The organism is Streptomyces sp. CA2R106 (assembly GCF_037034245.1).
Classification (GTDB): domain Bacteria; phylum Actinomycetota; class Actinomycetes; order Streptomycetales; family Streptomycetaceae; genus Actinacidiphila.
Window position 1 is genome coordinate 247,691 of record NZ_JBAGKC010000007.1, and the last position, 15,281, is coordinate 262,971.

Consider the following 15,281-nt stretch of genomic DNA (forward strand, 5'->3'; position numbering starts at 1 on the left):
GGAATCACCGGGCGCGGCCGGCATCCGATGGGGCGGGGTAGTGTCCGTGACATGTCGAAGGTCAAGGTCAGCGTCATCGTCCCCGTGTACAACACCGGGAAGTACCTCGCCGAGTGCGCGCCCTCACTCCTCGGGCAGAGTCTGCCCGAGGACGAGTACGAGGTCATCTACGTCGACGATGGTTCGACCGACGACACACCGAACCGCCTGAAGGAGATCGCGGCGGCCCACCCCAACGTGCAGGTGCACACCCAGCCCAACTCGGGCTGGCCGGGTGGCCCCCGCAACCTCGGCATCCGGCACGCCCGCGGCGAGTACGTCCAGTTCGTCGATCACGACGACATGCTCGGCAGCCAGGCACTGGAGCGGTTGTACGCGCACGCCCGGCGCAACAACTCGGACATCGTCATAGGCAAGCTGTCCACCACGATGGCGCGCCCCAGGCGCCTGTTCCGGCACACCGTGGATGTCTGCACCGTCGAGAACGACGAGCTGATGCAGGCCCTGGCCCCGCACAAGATGTTCCGGCGCGCCTTCATAGAGGAGCACGGGCTGCGGTTTCCGGAAGGGCCGTGGATCATGGAGGACATCGCCTTCGTCAGCGCCGCCTACCTCAAAGCCGACCGCATATCCGTCCTCGCGGACTACCCCTGCTACTACTGGCTCAAGCGGGACGACGGCGGTAACAACACCGGTCAGCGGTTCGACCCGCGGCACGACTTCTGGGGCAACCTGCGCACCATAGTGCGCCAGATCAAGGACGGCACCGCCCCCTCCGACGACATCGACGCACTCCAGAACCGGCTGCTGCACCGCCTCTACCACGTGGAGGTCCTCTCCCGGGCCCGCGAGCCCGAGATCCTGCGGGAAGATCCGGACCGGCAGCGCCCCCGATTCGAGGCCGCCCGCCAGGCAGCGCTGGAGGAATTCCCCCCGGCCGTACGCGAGGGGCTGCCCGCGGTATCCCGGCTCAGGGCCGAACTGCTGGAACGCGGCGACTACGACGGGGCACTCGCCTTCGCCGAGCGCGTCCGGGACGTCAAGGCCCACGGCGAGGTGAGCCCGCCCCGCTGGGAGGACGGCTGTCTGGTCACCGACGTCACCCTGGAACTGCGGCGCGGCGACGGCGAACCGCTCGCCCTGGTCGAACGCGACGGCAGGCAGTACCTGGACCCCGCCCTGCTGGCCGGCGTGCCGGGCACGGAGGACGGTTGGGAGATCCGCGACCCGTTCCGGCTGGCGTCCGCGGAACTGGTCGTGAAGGACCGCGACCGCGACGACTGGTGGTACCCGGAGGGGGACCTCGACCTGCGGCTCCTGCCAACCGGCCCAGGGCGCTCCCGCATCGTCGCCTCGGGCCGGCTGCGTATCGACCCGGAACGGCTGGCAGGCGGCCGGCCGCTCGACCGCGGAGTCTACGAGGCGTGGGCGTTCGTCCAGTTCCTGGGCATCGACCGGATGGTCCGGCTCACCGACCCGGCCGCCCCCGGCGCCCCCGCCGCGGGCCCCGCCCTGACCGGCGGGCGGATCGCGCTGCCGTACTGGACGAAGGGCCCGGGCCAGCTCACCCTCGACCTAGGCGAGCGGCTGCGCAAGCTCGGCCCGGACACAGCGAAGGCCGCCGCCGCCAACGACGCGCGCGGCGGCCGGTGGTTCCCGCTGCCGTACGTCGCGGCGACCGCGTCCGCGACGCCGGTCCCCCTCAAGGTCACAGTGGCCACGGTGACAGTCACCGCCCACCTGGTCCCCGCTCCCGACGGGACCACCGCCCACCTGCGGCTGCCCGCCCGCCTCGCACTCCCCGCCGGCCGCCACCCCGTCACCCTCCCCAAAACGGACGCCCCCCTCGCGTATGTCGTCGTCCGCGACGGCACCGTACTCCGCACCGAAGGGCCCGCCCACGAAACCGGCACCGGCCGGCGCATCCTGCACTCCCTCACCGACAACCCCCAGATCCGCCGCATCCGCAACCGCTTGCGTGGAGCCAACTGACGGCGACCACCCGGCCACCGACCTCTGGGGCACCCGAAACGCAGCACGCAGATATAAGGTTTCGACGACCCACACACGGCGAACAGCCAACGCCCAGTGCACCGTCGGACGGAAGTTCTGGGGACCGACCGCGGAGCACACGCCGCGCCCGATGATGAGCGACGCTCGCATATCCATCTGCCCGAATCGCGGCTGTTCCTCGGCGGCCCGGGACCGCGAAGCGAACGGTAGGACTCGGTCGGATTTCGGGTCCGCTCATCGTTGTCGTTGTGCTGGTCCGGTCCGACACGGTGGATCGCGGAACCCTCCCACGCAGCGGACGTGTTGCGCGCTGACACGGCCCGGCTTGACGCGACCCGCGCCTCGGTTGCCGCGCCGCGATCGTGCACACACGGTCGACGCATGCGCGGTCCACTCAGGAGTGTCGGCAGAGTTGCGATAAATGGGCACGCACGACCTCTTGAGGCGCAGTAAGTGTCGACAGTAAAGTCCCTTCAGTCCACCAGCCCGCCGTCCTCCTCCGCCGCACCCAGGTCGTGGCGGTGCCGGTCGGCCATGCCCGAATGCACTGGAAGACAAGGGAGTTCGCAGTGGTACGCACACGCAGTACGGACACCGACCGCCCCGCCGGCACCGGCACATTGGACCGCGAGGTCAGCTACCGGGCCCGCAACCGGGCACTGCTGGTCGCGGTCGGCGGCCTGGTGCTCGCACCGGCGCTGGCCACCCCCGCCGTCGCCGAGAGCGCACACAAAGGCGGGGGCCGCGGCGGCAGCGGCCGGACCCTCACGGTGCGGTCCGGGGAGACCCTGGAGCTCACCGCCACGACCACCGTCACCGAACTCACCATCGCCGAGGGCGGCGCCATCTCCGCCCCGGACGGCACCCGCCTCACCCTTACCGTCAACGGCGTGGAGACCGGCAGCAAGCTGGGCCGGCTCACCGACGGCGACGGGGGCGTGGCCACCGCCATCACGGCGGGCACCTACCGCGGCACGGTGGTCCTCGACGTCGCCGCGGCCAACGACGTCACCTACGACGCGATGTCCTTCCCGTTCCGGCAGGCCGTCTACGTGGACGCCGACGGCGTCGACGAGAGCCGCTCCGTGCCCTCCGACGTACGCGGCGGCACCGTCACCGACGACGAGGCCCGCGACATCACCCTGCGGTCGAACGGCGAGGCGTTCAACGGCGTCTACGTCACCGGCGGCGCCACCTACCGGCTCACCCGGCCGGACATCGCCTTCCAGGGCAACGGCCGCTGCGACTTCGTCGGGTACGGCGCCGCCGTGGTCGGCACCGGCGCGGGCACCAACCTCGTCATCGACGGCGCCACCATCAGGAACGAGGGCGTCGTCCGCACCGCGGTGATCGCCGACGCCACCGCCAACGTCGTCGTGAAGAACTCCACCATCCACTGCGCCGACGGCGACCACGTGCCCGCCGAGTACCCGGCCAGCGGCAGCGGCGACACCCGCTACATGATCACCGTCCCCTGGATGCTGGGCATCTCGGGCAACGTCCGGGCCACCAACCTGCTCGGCGCGAGCACCCGCGCGTCGTACATCAACTCCTCGATCTCCTCGGAGAAATGGGGCGCGCTGTCCGTCGACGGCGGCAGCAACTGCACCCTGACGGCGATCAACAGCCGCGTCGCGAACACCGGCGGCCAGGGCTACGGCTCCTACGCGATCGGCAACGTCACCGAGAACATCCTCGGCTGCACCTACGACGTCGGCGACTACGCGCTGATCCACTGGGGCGCCTCCGCGCACTACGGCGACAGCACCCGGGCGGCGGTCGCCGCGCTCAACGAGTCGCTGGAACTCGGCCTGACCGCGAGCGAGTTGCGCCGCCTGCCGGAGCGGGCGACGACCATCAGGGCCGGCCGGTTCATGGTGCTGTGGTACGCCGCCGGCTCGGTCCTCGTCGACGGCGGAACCCAGGTCGACACCGGCGAGACGACGTTCATGTGCAAGGCGGTCGCCGCGAACGTCACCGTCGACGGCTCCCGCGGCGCCCGCCTCACCCCGGGCAACGGCGTCATCTTCCAGCTGATGGACACCGACCGGCCCAGCAGCGTGGCGGTGACCGGCAAGCCGTGGTCGACCGAGATGCTCGGCACCTACACCGAGCCGACCACCGCCCCCACCAGGTCCGCGACCTGGGACACCACCACCGCCCAGAGCACCGACGCCAGGGCCGCGTTCACCGACATCGACCTGGCGGGCGACTTCTACAACGCCGTCCGCGGCGGCGGCAACGCGAGCCTGCAGGGCCAGAACCTGGTGCTGGACTTCACCCGCTCCACCGTCAGGGGCGTCATCTCCGCGACCAGCACCCGGCACCGCGTGGCCACCATCACCATCGACGAGTACCGCCAGATCAGCGAGGTCGCCAACACCCCGGGCGACGTCGTCAACAACGGCGTCATCGTCACCCTCGGCGCCCGCTCCACCTGGACGGTCACCGGCACGTCGTACCTCAGCTCGCTGACCCTGGCCGCCGACGCCGCCGTCACGGCGCCGCGCGGCAAGAAGGTGCGGCTGACCGTCGACGGCACGCCCACCGCGATCAAGGCCGGCACCACCTACACCGGCGCCCTCACCCTGACCGTGGGATGACCTGTGCGTGAGTCGGCCCGGGGCGGGTAGCAACGCCCCGGGCCGACTCGTTCGCTCGGCAAGGTGTCGACAATGGACCGAGCATCCGGGCGCTGGATCGAGCACACATGCGATAGTGTCGACACCGTTCCAAAGTCTGTGGGACTCGGACCGATCAAGGGGACACGGCGCATGGCCGGTCAGGACATGGACCTGGTGCTCGAACGCCTGCTGCGGCTGAAGGACCGGCGCGAACCGCTGGTCGCGCAGATCGCCGGGTGGGTCGCCGGCGGCATCATCGAAGGCCGGCTGGAGCCGGGGCAGGACCTCAACAGCGTCGAGCTGTCCCGGCGCTTCGACACCAGCCGCACCCCCGTGCGCGAGGCGCTGATGCTCCTGGAGCAGGAGGGCCTGGTCGAGATGAAGGCCCGGCGCCGCCCGAGGGTCGCCGCGCCCACCCTCGGCGACATCCGGGACACCTACCAGGTACGCCGACACCTGCTGTCGATGCTGGCCGGGCTGCTGGTCGAGCGGGCCACCGACGACGAGCTCGCCGAGCTGCGCGCGCGGGTCGCCGCGATGCGCGAGCTGGCCGACGCCGGTGATGTGGACGCGTACTTCTGGGGCCATGTGCAGCTCCAGGAGCGGATGACCGAGATCGTCGGCAACAGCACGCTCAAGCAGATCCTGGACTCCCTGGCGCTGCGGACGCTCATGCTGCGGCACCTGAGCCTGACCCGCCCGGGCCGGCTCGCCTTCAGCGTCGACGACCAGGAACGGCTGATCCAGGCGTGCGAGGAACGGGACGGCGAGCTGGCCTCCGCACTGATCGCGGGCGCGACCGTACGGGCCCTGCGCGCGGTGGAGGAGCAGATCGCGCAGGAGGCGGGGGCCGGCCGGAAACCGCCGCGCAAGCGCCGCGCGAGCGCCTGACCGGCCCGCGCCGGCCCCGACGCCCGCGGGCGCGCGGCTACTTGGCGAGCACCCCGCCGTCCACGGGGAAGTTGCCGCCGGTGACCCAGGTGGACTCGTCCGATATCAGGTAGACCGCGCACCAGGCGATGTCCTCGGGCCGTCCGACCCGCCCCAGCGGGATGCGGTCCAGCAGCGCCCGCTGCGTGGCGCCCTCGTGCGCGCCGGCCGACTCGGTGGCCGGTGTGCGGACCATGCCCGGTGAGATGGTGTTCGCCCGGATGCCCCGGGGGCCGCCCTCCACCGCGAGCTGCCGGGTCAGACCGAGCACCGCGGCCTTTCCGGCGCAGTGCGCGACCATGCCGAAGTTCCCGCTGCCGCGGAAGGCGTTCACCGAGGCGAAGTTGACGATCGAGCCGCCCCCGGACGCCACCAGGTGCGGCCAGGCCGCCTGCACGGGCAGGAAGACCACGTCGACCTCCCCCCGCATGGTCGGGGTCCACTCGTGCCGGAAGTCCATCTCGGCGGCGGTGGCCATGTGCGGGGCGATGGCGCCCGCGGTGACCAGCGCGTCGATCCGGCCGTGCCGCTGCCGCGCCTCGTCGGCGAAGCGCCGGGCGTCGGCCGGGTCGGTCATGTCGAGCGGGGCGGCGACGTCGAGGTCGAGTCCGCGCTCGGCGGCGAGCGTGCGGGTGCGTTCGGCCGCCGCGGGGTCGATGTCGCAGCCGGCCACGGTGGCGCCCTGCTCGGCGCAGAGCAGCGCGCAGCCCTGCCCGATGCCGGCGCCCGCGCCGGTGACCAGGACCACCTTGCCGGCCAGCCGGCCGGTACGGGTACGGCTGGGGGTCGTCATGTCGTCCTCCTGGGGGCGGGTTCGGCGGCGGGTTCGGTGGCGAGGCCGGCGGCGGGTTCGGGGCCGGCTTCGGGATCGGTTGCCGCGGGACCGGCGGCGGGTTCGGCGACAGGGTCGGCGGCCGGTGCGGGCAGTTCCACCTGGAGCGCGACCAGGAACCGGGACACCATGCCGTAGGCGGCGATCGTGGCGGTCAGCTCCACCACCTCCGCCGGCGTGAAGTGGCCGTGCAGCGCGTCGAACACCGCGTCGGGCACGTGCACGTGCCGGGTCATGGCGTCGGTGTAGGCGACCGCCCGGCGCTGCCGCTCGTCCAGGGCGCGGTGGTCCGCGGCGTGCTCGTCGCGCAGTGCGTCGAGGTGGGCGCCGGTCAGTCCGGCGGCGCGGGCCTCGCCCTCGTGGGCGACCCACTCGTACCTGGCCCGGTTGAGCACGGCGATCCGCAGGATCGCCAGCTCCCGGATGTCGGCGGGCAGCGCGGTGCGCTGCCGGATCGCGCCGAGCAGGCTGTTCCAGCCGTCCGCGACGGGCGGGCTGTGCAGGAGCATGCGGTCCAGGGGGCGCAGCGTGCCGCCGCGCCGGGCGCGGATGCGGTCCGCGACCTGGCCGCTGCCGTCGGTACCCGTCAGTCGTGCCACGGGTCGTCCTTTCTGGTCTGTCAGGAGGGGTGGGCGGGCGCGGTCAGCGCGTCCTCGTGCACGGTGTCGCCGAAGACCATGGCGCGCGTGGTGCCGGGTCCGCTGAAGCGCGGCCAGGGCGGTTCTCCGGGGCCGGCCGGGTCGCCGGAGGCGACGAAGCGGGCCCAGGCGCCGGCCATGGCGGCGGCCAGCCGGCGGTCGGCGTCCCGCCACGGCCAGCCGGGGCGCTGGGCCAGGTTGTCCAGTGCGTAGGGGAGTTCGGCGGTGTGGTGGACGCCGAGGTCGGGCAGGCCGGGCGGCAGTGGCGGCCGGTGCTCGAAGCGGTACACCCAGGTGGGCGCGCCGGCCGCGTGGTGCTGCCGGGCCCACTGCCACACCGGGCCCACGAAGCGGGCGTCGCCGACCGCCGCGGGGTCCTCGCCGGGCCGGGCGTACACGGTGCCCTCGTCCCGGTTGGTGCCGAGCAGCAGCGGGACCGCGTGCTGGCGGCCGGCGGCGAAGACGTCGTCGGTGGGCTCGGTGAGCAGCCGGCCGTCGACGACCGGCCCGAAGTGGCCGCGGACGACCAGTTCGACCCCTGAGATGCGGCGCAGCGCTGCGGGGTCCTTCGCGCCGAACGCGTCCGCGTAGGCGACGCCGAGCCGCTGGGCGTCGTCCTGGGCGGGCAGCGGGCCCTCGGCGCGGCCGACGCCCGAGGCGCTCTGCCCGATGGCGGCGCGGAAGTGGCCGCGGGCGGCGCGGGCGGCCATCAGGTGGCAGATGTGGGCGGCGCCGGCGGAGTTGCCCGCGAGGGTGATCCGCCCGGGGTCGCCGCCGAGGGCCGCGATGTTGCCGTGCACCCAGGCGAGCGCGGCGGCGATGTCGTACAGCCCGTAGTTGCCCGACGCGCCGGACGCGTCCTCGGCGGCCAGTCCGGGGTGGGCGAGGAAGCCGAGGGCGCCCAGGCGGTGGTTGAGGGTGACGACGACCAGGCCGCGGGCGGCCATGGCGCGGCCGTCGTGGATGTCCTGGGAGCCGTGGCCGTAGCGGTTGCCGCCGCCGTGCACCCACACCATGACCGGCAGTCCGCTGCCGGGAGTCGGCTCGGGGGTCCACACGTTGAGGTAGAGGCAGTCCTCGCTCATCACCAGGGCCCGCCGGTCGGCGAAGTTGGCGCGGTACATGACCGAGTCGGCGGGTGGCTGCGGCTGGAGGGGCGCGGGCCCGAAGTCGGTCGCGCGGCGCTCCCCGTCCCAGGGTTCGGCCGGTCGCGGCGGGCGCCACCGCAGGTCGCCGACCGGGGGCGCGGCGAAGGGGATGCCGCGGAAGGCGGCGACCGGGACGCGGGGCCGGGGCGTCGGGCCGCGGTCCCACTCCCCCACCAGCCGCCCGCCGCGGGTCCGGGCGCGGGGCGGCGGCCGGCGGCTCACGCGGGCGCCTTGTGCAAGGCGCCGTCCTTCATGACGGCCGTGAGCCGGTCGGCGTGCTGGAGGATGCGGATGTCCTCGAGCGGGTCGCCGTCGACCAGCACCAGGTCGGCGAGGAAACCCTCGCGGACCAGGCCGAGTTCGCCGCCCATGTCCATCACCTGGCCGCCGAGGTACGTCGCTGCGCGCAGTGCCTCGGCCGGGGTGAAGCCGAACCAGTCGACGAACAGTTCGAGGTCGCGGGCGTTGCGGCCGACCGGGTTCCAGGCGAAGCCGTAGTCGCCGCCCGGGACGACGCGGATGCCGCGCGAGACCAGTTCGGGCACGACCTGCCGGACCGCCTTCGCGGTGGCCTCGACCTCCATGCCGGGTTCGGGTTCGCTGCCGGCCTCGTACAGGTTGGCGTGGATGATGCCGGGAGTCGGGGCGACGAACAGCCGGTCGCGGGCCGCGGCGAGCAGGTCGAGGGCCTCCTCGTCGGCGAAGGTGCAGTGGTAGACCGCCCGGATGCCGTGGCGTACCGCCATCTTCACGGACTCGGCGGCGTGCGCGTGGGCGGTGAGCCAGACCCCGCGGGCGCGGGCGGTGGCCGCGGCGGCGGCCACCTCCTCGTCGGTGAACTGCACGATCCGCGAGGTGCCCTGCACGACGGCGCTCTCGCCGGACAGCGAGAGTTTGACGATGTCCACGCCGACGTCGGCCATCTCGTCGACGAACCGGCTAACCGACCGCGGGTCGGAGGGGCGGCCCTCGGTGCCGGGGAAGGTGTAGACGCCCGGCTCGCGCATGCCGGCGGTGCCCTCCCATGAGGCGGCCTTGTAGCGCGGCCCGGGCATCCAGCCCTCGGCGAACGCCTTGCGGGCGGCGACCTCGGTGCGCGGCAGCCGGTTGCCGCCGGAGTAGGCACTGGTGAAGCCGTGGTCGAGCATGACGCGGCCGGCGTGCGCGACGAGCAGCGCCTTCTCCTCGTCGGGTTCGTCCCGGCGGCGGGAGGTGTGCTCGGTGGTCGAGCCGAAGCCGAGGTGGGTGTGCGCGTCGACCAGGCCGGGGATGAGGGTGCCGCCGCCTCCGTCGATCACGCGGGCCCGGGTGAGCCGGGCCAGGGGGATGCGGTCGGCGACCTTGGTGATCCGGTTGCCCTCCACCAGGACCTCGGCGGGGAACGGGTCGCTGCCGGTGCCGTCGAAGACCTGGACGTCGGTGAAGACGGTGGCTTCGCCGTGGTTGCTCATGGTGCGCTCCTGAAGGTGTGCCGCATCTCGCCCAGTCCCTCGATCCTGCTCACGAGGGTGTCACCGGGACCTATGAAGCGCTGCGGGGTGCGGCGGTTGCCCACGCCTGCGGGGGTGCCGGTGAAGACCAGGTCGCCGGGGCGCAGCGGGCAGATCGCGCTGAGGTGGGCGACCAGCCGCGGCACGGGGAAGATCATGCGGGAGGTGCGGTCGTGCTGGACGACCTCCCCGTCGAGGGTGCAGGTGAGTTCGAGGTCGCCGGGGTCGGGGAGGTCGTCGAGGGAGACCAGTGCCGGTCCGGTCGGGCCGAAGCCGGGGAAGGACTTTCCCAGGGAGAACTGCGCGGGACGGCCGGCGAGTTGGGTGATCCGCTCGGACAGGTCCTGTCCCACGGTGAGGGCGACGACCGGGTCCCAGCCGTGCTCCTCCGGGACGCGGTGGGCGGGCCTGCCGATGACGGCGACCAGTTCGACCTCCCAGTCGACGTGGCCGGGCGGCAGGTCGACGGTGCCGCCGGGCCCGGTGACGCAGCTGGGGAACTTGGTGAAGACCAGCGGCTGGTCCGGGTCCTCGTAGCCGGCCTCGGCGGCGTGCGGCCGGTAGTTGAGCGCGACGGCGAAGACCTGCCGGGGCTCGGGCACCGGTGCGCGCAGGTCGGCCTCGTCGTACGGGGCGGCAGCGGCCGGGTCGACGCCGGCGGACCAGCGCAGCAGGGCGTCCCACTGGTCGAAGACGGCGGCCGGGTCCGGGTCGAAGCCGCCGTCGGCCACGTCGACGGCGCCGTTCCCGGTCAGCAGGGCGAGCCGGCCCGCGAGGTTGGCGATGCGCATGCCGTCAGGCCCCGGCGCCGGGGGCGGGCGACCAGCCGGCCGGGGGTTCGGGGGTGCCGTACGCGTCCTGCCAGGAGACGACCCGGTTGCGGAGGACGCCGAGCTTCTCGATCTCGGCCTCCACGACGTCGCCGGGCTTGAGGTAGTTCGTGAACGGGTCCGCGGTGCTGGCAGCCACGCCCGCGATGGTGCCGGTGGTGATGATGTCGCCGGCGCTGTAGGTCTGCGGCGAGTGGTAGGCGACCAGTTGCGGGATCGACACCGACATGCGGGAGGTGTTCGACTTCTGCCGGACATCGCCGTTGACGCGCAGTTCCATGTCCAGGTCGTGCGGGTCGCCGACCTCGTCGGCGGTGACGATCCACGGGCCGATCGGGCAGAAGGTGTCGATGGCCTTGGAGAAGGAGAAGACGCCGGACTCCATCTCCTTGCGCTGGATGTCGCGGGCGGTGATGTCGTTGAAGACCAGGTATCCGGCGATGTGCTCGGCGGCCTGCTCGGCGGTGAAGAACTTGCCGGGGGTGCCGATGACCACCGCGAGTTCGAGCTCGTAGTCCAGCTCCCGGGTCAGGTTGGCCGGGTAGACGATGTCGTCCTCGGGGCCGATGACCGCGTCGACGTTCTGGAAGAACACGATGCCCTTGTTGACCGGGTGGGACCAGTCCACGCGGGCCAGGTCCTCGTGGTGCTCCCGGAAGTTGCCGGCGGTGTGGAAGAACTTCTTCGGCACGATCGGGGCGCGCAGCCGTACGTCGGCGAGGGCGTGGGTGCGGCCGGTCTCGGCGACGCGGCCCGCGCGTGCGAAGTACTCCTGGGTGGTCGGCACGTCGAGTCCGACCACGGTGTCGCCGTCCAGGCGGCCCACGAGTCCGGCCTCCGGGCCGTCGTCGAACGTCACCAGCTTCATCAGGTCCTCCGCGTCCTCCGGGCCTTCAGCGCCCGACAACAAGTCATTAACTGTCGACACTCAGCCTGCCTCTATCCGATATCCGCGTCAACACCCTGGCAAAGTGTGGACACCTTGAATCCGTGTCGGCTACGGTCCCCCGCATGGAGACGATGTGGAACTTCGCCGGCGCCCGGGCGCTGGTAGCCGGCGCCGGCGGTATCGGCGGCGCCGTGGCCCGGGCGCTGGCACATGCCGGGGCCGACGTGATCGCCCTGGACCGGGACCCCGTCCGCCTGGACGAACTGGCCGGCACCGCCACTGCCGGACGGGTCCGCGGGCACAGCGCCGATCTCACCTCCGCGAGCGCCTGCCGAGAGGCTGTCGCCGGCGCCGCGGAGCTGCTCGGCGGCCGGATCGAGGTGTTCGTGCACGCCGTCGGCATGAACGACCGCCGCCCGGTGCTGGAGACCCCGGACGAGCTGTGGGACCGGATCGCCGCGGTCAACCTCGGCAGCGCGTTCTGGCTCGGGAGGGCGGTGGGCGCCCTCATGGTGCCCGCCGGACACGGCCGGATCGTCTACCTGTCGTCCGTGTCGGGCCTGCTCGCCCACCGCGACCACGCGCCCTACGCGGCCACCAAGGGCGGCGTCAACCAGCTGATGCGGGTGATGGCCCGCGAGTGGGCGCCACACGGCGTCACCGTCAACGCCGTCGCCCCCGGCTACACCGAGACCGGCCTCACCCGCGCCTACCTGGCCCGGCCGGGCGTGCGCGCGTCCATGGAGGCGCTGGTCCCGGCCGGCCGCCTCGGCACACCGGAGGACCTGGTCGGCCCCACCCTCTTCCTCGCCTCGGACGCGTCCGCCTTCGTCACCGGCCAGGTGCTCTACGCGGACGGCGGCCGCACTCTCGTCTGACCCGCACGGCCCAGGCACGACCCGAACCGCAGCCCGCAGCACAGCCCGCAGCACAGAAACGGAGTTCCCATGACCGTGTTCCAGCGATTCACCGGAAAGACGGTGCTCGTCACCGGGGCCGGCACCGGCTTCGGCGCCGAGATCGCGGTGCGCGCCGCCCAGGAGGGCGCCGACGTCGCCGTCCACTACCGCAGTTCCCGCGCCGGCGCCGAGGCGACCGCGGAGCGCGTCACGGCCCTGGGCCGCAAGGCGTTCGTGGTCCGGGCCGACATCGCCGAGCACGACCAGATCAAGCACCTGGCCGACGAGGTGTGGAGCCGCTTCGGCCGGCTCGACGTCGCGGTCAACAACGTCGGCGAGGCGCGCGAGCAGATGTCCTGGCGCGACGTCACCGAGGAGTCCGTCGACCACGTCCTGGCCGTCGACGTGAAGGGCACACTGCTGTGCACGCACGAGTTCGGCGCGCGGATGCTGGAGCAGGACGGCGGCGGCGCCATCGTCAACATCGGCTCCACCGTGGTGGCCCGCGGCAGCGCCCGCGCGCCCCAGTACGCCGCCGCCAAATACGGCATCATCGGCCTCACCAAGTCCTACGCCCACGCACTGGCCCCCGCGGTGCGCGTGAACGTCTTCGCCCCGGGGTTCATCGAGACCGAGGCCACGCTGGGCCGCGAGGACTGGCGGAGCGGGCGCGGCGACCAGCTGCGGAAGATGACGCCCATGGGCCGTATCCCGGGGCCGGCCGAACTGGCCGGCGCCGCGCTGTTCCTGGCCACGCAGGACGCCCACCACATCACCGGCGGGTTCCTGGTCGCCGACGGCGGCTACAACATGATCGGCGCCTGACCGCGGCCGGTAGCGGCGAAGCGGCCCCGGGGACGTCCCCGGGGCCGCTTCGCCGCTACCGGCCGGCGCTACGCGCGGTCCAGCAGCTCGATCAGGTTGCCGAACGGGTCGGCCACGAACGCCATCCGCGCACCGGGGCGCGGCGAGGCGCACGGCGGCATGCTCTGCGCGGCGCCGGCCGCCACCAGCCGGGCGAACTCCGCGTCCACGTCCGGGACGCACAGGCAGATGTGCCCGTAGCCGTGGGTGCCGGCCGCCTCCAGCGCGGTGGGCGCGGCGGCGCCCGGGCGCGCGGAGGGGCGGTGCAGCAACTCAATGCGGTAGCCGCTGGGGTGCAGCAGCATCACCCCGCTCAGGTCGGTGCCCGGGACCGCGAACGGCGGGGCGGCGCTGAGGCCGAGCGTCGCGCAGTACCAGGCGGTGGCCGCCGCCAGGTCCGGCACCGAGACGCCCACGTGGTCGAAGCGCGTCGTCATCCGCGGAGCACCGCCCGGGTGCCCCGGCGCTTCGCGGGCCCCGCGCCCCCGGCCTGCTCTCCTGGGGCCGGGTGCTGGGCCGCGCGGATCAAGGTCAGGACGCGGCTGCGCAGTTCGGTGAAGCGGGCGTCGGCGCGAGTGGTGATCTGGTCGCGTTCGGCGCCGAGGCCGACGGTGAGGTTGTCCACGACCGTGGTGGGGCTGCCGCCGAGGACGACGACGCGGTCGCCGAGGTAGACGGCCTCGTCGATGTCGTGGGTGACCACGACGACGGTGATGCCGAGCCGTGCGCGCAGCGACAGCGTCAGGTCCTCCAGGTCGAAGCGGGACTGCGCGTCGACCGACCCGAACGGCTCGTCCATCAGCAGCACCGGCGCGTTGTAGGCCAGGCCGCGGGCGATGGCCACCCGCTGCTGCATACCGCCCGACAGCTGCCACGGGTACTTGTCGCCGACGCCGTCCAGGCCGACGGCGGCCAGGCACTCCTCGGCGCGCTCGGTCCGCTCCGCCTTGCGCACCCCGGTCCCCTGGAGCGGGAACGCCACGTTCTCCCGCACCCGCATCCAGGGCATGAGGGAGCCGCGGTAGTCCTGGAAGACCACCGCGATGTCGGCGAGCGGCCGGGTGACCTGCTCGTCGCCGTAGCGCACGGTGCCGGAGGTCGGGCGGGCCAGGCCGGACAGGCAGCGCAGCAGGGTGGTCTTGCCCGCTCCGGAGGGTCCGACCACGCAGACGAACTCGCCCGGGTCGACCCGCAGCGACAGGCCCTCGATCACCCGGTGCTCGTCCGCGCCGTGGCCGAACGACTTGCAGACGTCCTCGACGATCAGGCTGTATCCACGTGTGTTCACGGTGTGACCTCGTTCCGGGGCTGGGGCGTGGCCCGCCGGGTGCGGGGCGGGCGCTGGTGGTACCAGCCGAGCAGCGCGTACTCGGCCGCGAGGAGCAACACGCTCAGGCCGTACCCGAGGATGCCGATGAGTACGGTGCCGGCCCAGGTCTCGGGCACGGCGAAGTCCGAACCGGACTGCAGGATGAAGTGGCCCAGGCCCACCGGCGAGCCGTAGATCTCGCTGACGACCATGAGGACCACCGCGATCGACAGCGCCACGCGGACCCCGGCGAAGATCTGCGGCAGCGCCCCGGGCAGCACCACCTTCAGCAGGCGCAGTCGCAGCGGCACCCGGTAGCTGCGGGCGGTCTCGTGGACGGCCGGGTTGACGGACTGCACGCCGCTGACGGTGTTGAGCAGGATCGGCCACAGCGAGCCGAGGGCGATCAGGAAGATCTTGGGGCCCGAGCCGATGCCGAGGGTGAGGATGATGACGGGGACGAACGCCACCGTCGGGGTGGCGCGGGCGAAGTCGAGCAGCGGGCCGACCGCCTGCCGCAGCAGCGGCACCTCGCCGATGAGCAGTCCGGCGCCGACGCCGACCGCGGTGGCGGCGAGCAGGCCCAGCACGATGTTCTTCAGGGAGTACAGCAGGTCGCCCGCCAGGCCCTCGTGGACGAGCTGCCGCCACAGGGTGGCCAGGACCTCGGTGGCCGGCGGGAAGTAGAAGCTGGTGCTGCCGGCGGTGGCCAGCAGCAGCACGGCGAGCACCACGACGGGCAGCCACAGCTGCCGCAGCGCGGAGGTCCAGAAGGCCCGCGGGCCCTTGCGGTTCAGGGACATGGTCGGTCCGCC

Annotated in this window: 14 protein-coding genes; 5 read left to right on the forward strand and 9 right to left on the reverse strand. The window is 73.0% G+C overall.

Translation table 11 applies throughout. The features are described 5' to 3' along the window. Positions 1-51 precede the first annotated feature (51 nt). The 3 genes from WA788_RS13545 to WA788_RS13555 all read left to right on the forward strand — a co-directional run bounded on the left by WA788_RS13545 (position 52) and on the right by WA788_RS13555 (position 5,528). Positions 52-1,992, forward strand: a complete 1,941-nt coding sequence (locus WA788_RS13545; protein ID WP_335976748.1) for a glycosyltransferase family 2 protein — start codon at positions 52-54, stop codon at positions 1,990-1,992. Between the two features lie 590 nt (positions 1,993-2,582). Next, the gene (locus tag WA788_RS13550) at positions 2,583-4,616 is read left to right on the forward strand and encodes a hypothetical protein (RefSeq protein ID WP_335976752.1); all 2,034 of its coding nucleotides are present in this window, start codon (positions 2,583-2,585) and stop codon (positions 4,614-4,616) included. 171 nt (positions 4,617-4,787) lie between these two features. After that, positions 4,788-5,528: a GntR family transcriptional regulator gene (locus WA788_RS13555; protein ID WP_335976756.1), complete on the forward strand. Its 741-nt coding sequence runs from the start codon at positions 4,788-4,790 to the stop codon at positions 5,526-5,528. Positions 5,529-5,565: 37 nt separating this feature from the next. Here the strand turns inward: WA788_RS13555 and WA788_RS13560 are convergent, their stop codons facing one another. From WA788_RS13560 to WA788_RS13585, 6 genes are read right to left on the reverse strand one after another with little or no spacing between them, the layout of a single operon-like run. Next, positions 5,566-6,360: an SDR family NAD(P)-dependent oxidoreductase gene (locus tag WA788_RS13560; protein WP_335976759.1), complete on the reverse strand. Its 795-nt coding sequence runs from the start codon at positions 6,358-6,360 to the stop codon at positions 5,566-5,568. Continuing rightward, positions 6,357-6,998: a carboxymuconolactone decarboxylase family protein gene (locus WA788_RS13565; RefSeq protein WP_335976762.1), complete on the reverse strand. Its 642-nt coding sequence runs from the start codon at positions 6,996-6,998 to the stop codon at positions 6,357-6,359. The genes WA788_RS13560 and WA788_RS13565 overlap by 4 nt, the downstream gene beginning before the upstream one ends. Before the next feature lie 20 nt (positions 6,999-7,018). After that, positions 7,019-8,407, reverse strand: coding sequence for a carboxylesterase/lipase family protein (locus tag WA788_RS13570; protein WP_335976766.1), 1,389 nt, complete (start codon positions 8,405-8,407; stop codon positions 7,019-7,021). Then, positions 8,404-9,636, reverse strand: a complete 1,233-nt coding sequence (locus WA788_RS13575; protein ID WP_335976769.1) for an amidohydrolase family protein — start codon at positions 9,634-9,636, stop codon at positions 8,404-8,406. The genes WA788_RS13570 and WA788_RS13575 overlap by 4 nt, the downstream gene beginning before the upstream one ends. Next, entirely contained in the window at positions 9,633-10,466 is an 834-nt protein-coding gene (locus WA788_RS13580) for a fumarylacetoacetate hydrolase family protein (protein WP_335976772.1), read from the reverse strand. Before WA788_RS13580 ends, WA788_RS13575 begins: the two co-directional genes overlap by 4 nt. 4 nt (positions 10,467-10,470) lie before the next feature. Then, on the reverse strand, positions 10,471-11,412 hold the full coding sequence (locus tag WA788_RS13585) for a fumarylacetoacetate hydrolase family protein (protein WP_335976773.1): 942 nt from the start codon (positions 11,410-11,412) through the stop codon (positions 10,471-10,473). Positions 11,413-11,516: 104 nt separating this feature from the next. Here WA788_RS13585 and WA788_RS13590 point away from each other — a divergent pair, with 104 nt between their 5' ends. Together WA788_RS13590 and WA788_RS13595 are read left to right on the forward strand one after the other, a co-directional pair. Beyond that, positions 11,517-12,272, forward strand: coding sequence for an SDR family NAD(P)-dependent oxidoreductase (locus WA788_RS13590; RefSeq protein WP_335976776.1), 756 nt, complete (start codon positions 11,517-11,519; stop codon positions 12,270-12,272). A gap of 69 nt (positions 12,273-12,341) precedes the next feature. Next, on the forward strand, positions 12,342-13,118 hold the full coding sequence (locus tag WA788_RS13595) for an SDR family NAD(P)-dependent oxidoreductase (protein WP_335976778.1): 777 nt from the start codon (positions 12,342-12,344) through the stop codon (positions 13,116-13,118). A 68-nt stretch (positions 13,119-13,186) separates the two neighbouring features. On the opposite strand, the gene WA788_RS13600 is transcribed toward WA788_RS13595, so the two are convergent. From WA788_RS13600 to WA788_RS13610, 3 genes are read right to left on the reverse strand one after another with little or no spacing between them, the layout of a single operon-like run. Beyond that, the gene (locus WA788_RS13600; protein ID WP_335976780.1) at positions 13,187-13,594 is read right to left on the reverse strand and encodes a VOC family protein; all 408 of its coding nucleotides are present in this window, start codon (positions 13,592-13,594) and stop codon (positions 13,187-13,189) included. Next, complete coding sequence (locus WA788_RS13605) at positions 13,591-14,445, reverse strand: ABC transporter ATP-binding protein (protein ID WP_335976781.1); 855 nt, start codon at positions 14,443-14,445, stop codon at positions 13,591-13,593. The genes WA788_RS13600 and WA788_RS13605 overlap by 4 nt, the downstream gene beginning before the upstream one ends. Then, positions 14,442-15,269 (reverse strand): ABC transporter permease, encoded by an 828-nt coding sequence (locus WA788_RS13610; protein WP_335976783.1) that lies wholly within the window; start codon positions 15,267-15,269, stop codon positions 14,442-14,444. The genes WA788_RS13605 and WA788_RS13610 overlap by 4 nt, the downstream gene beginning before the upstream one ends. Positions 15,270-15,281: the final 12 nt, after the last annotated feature.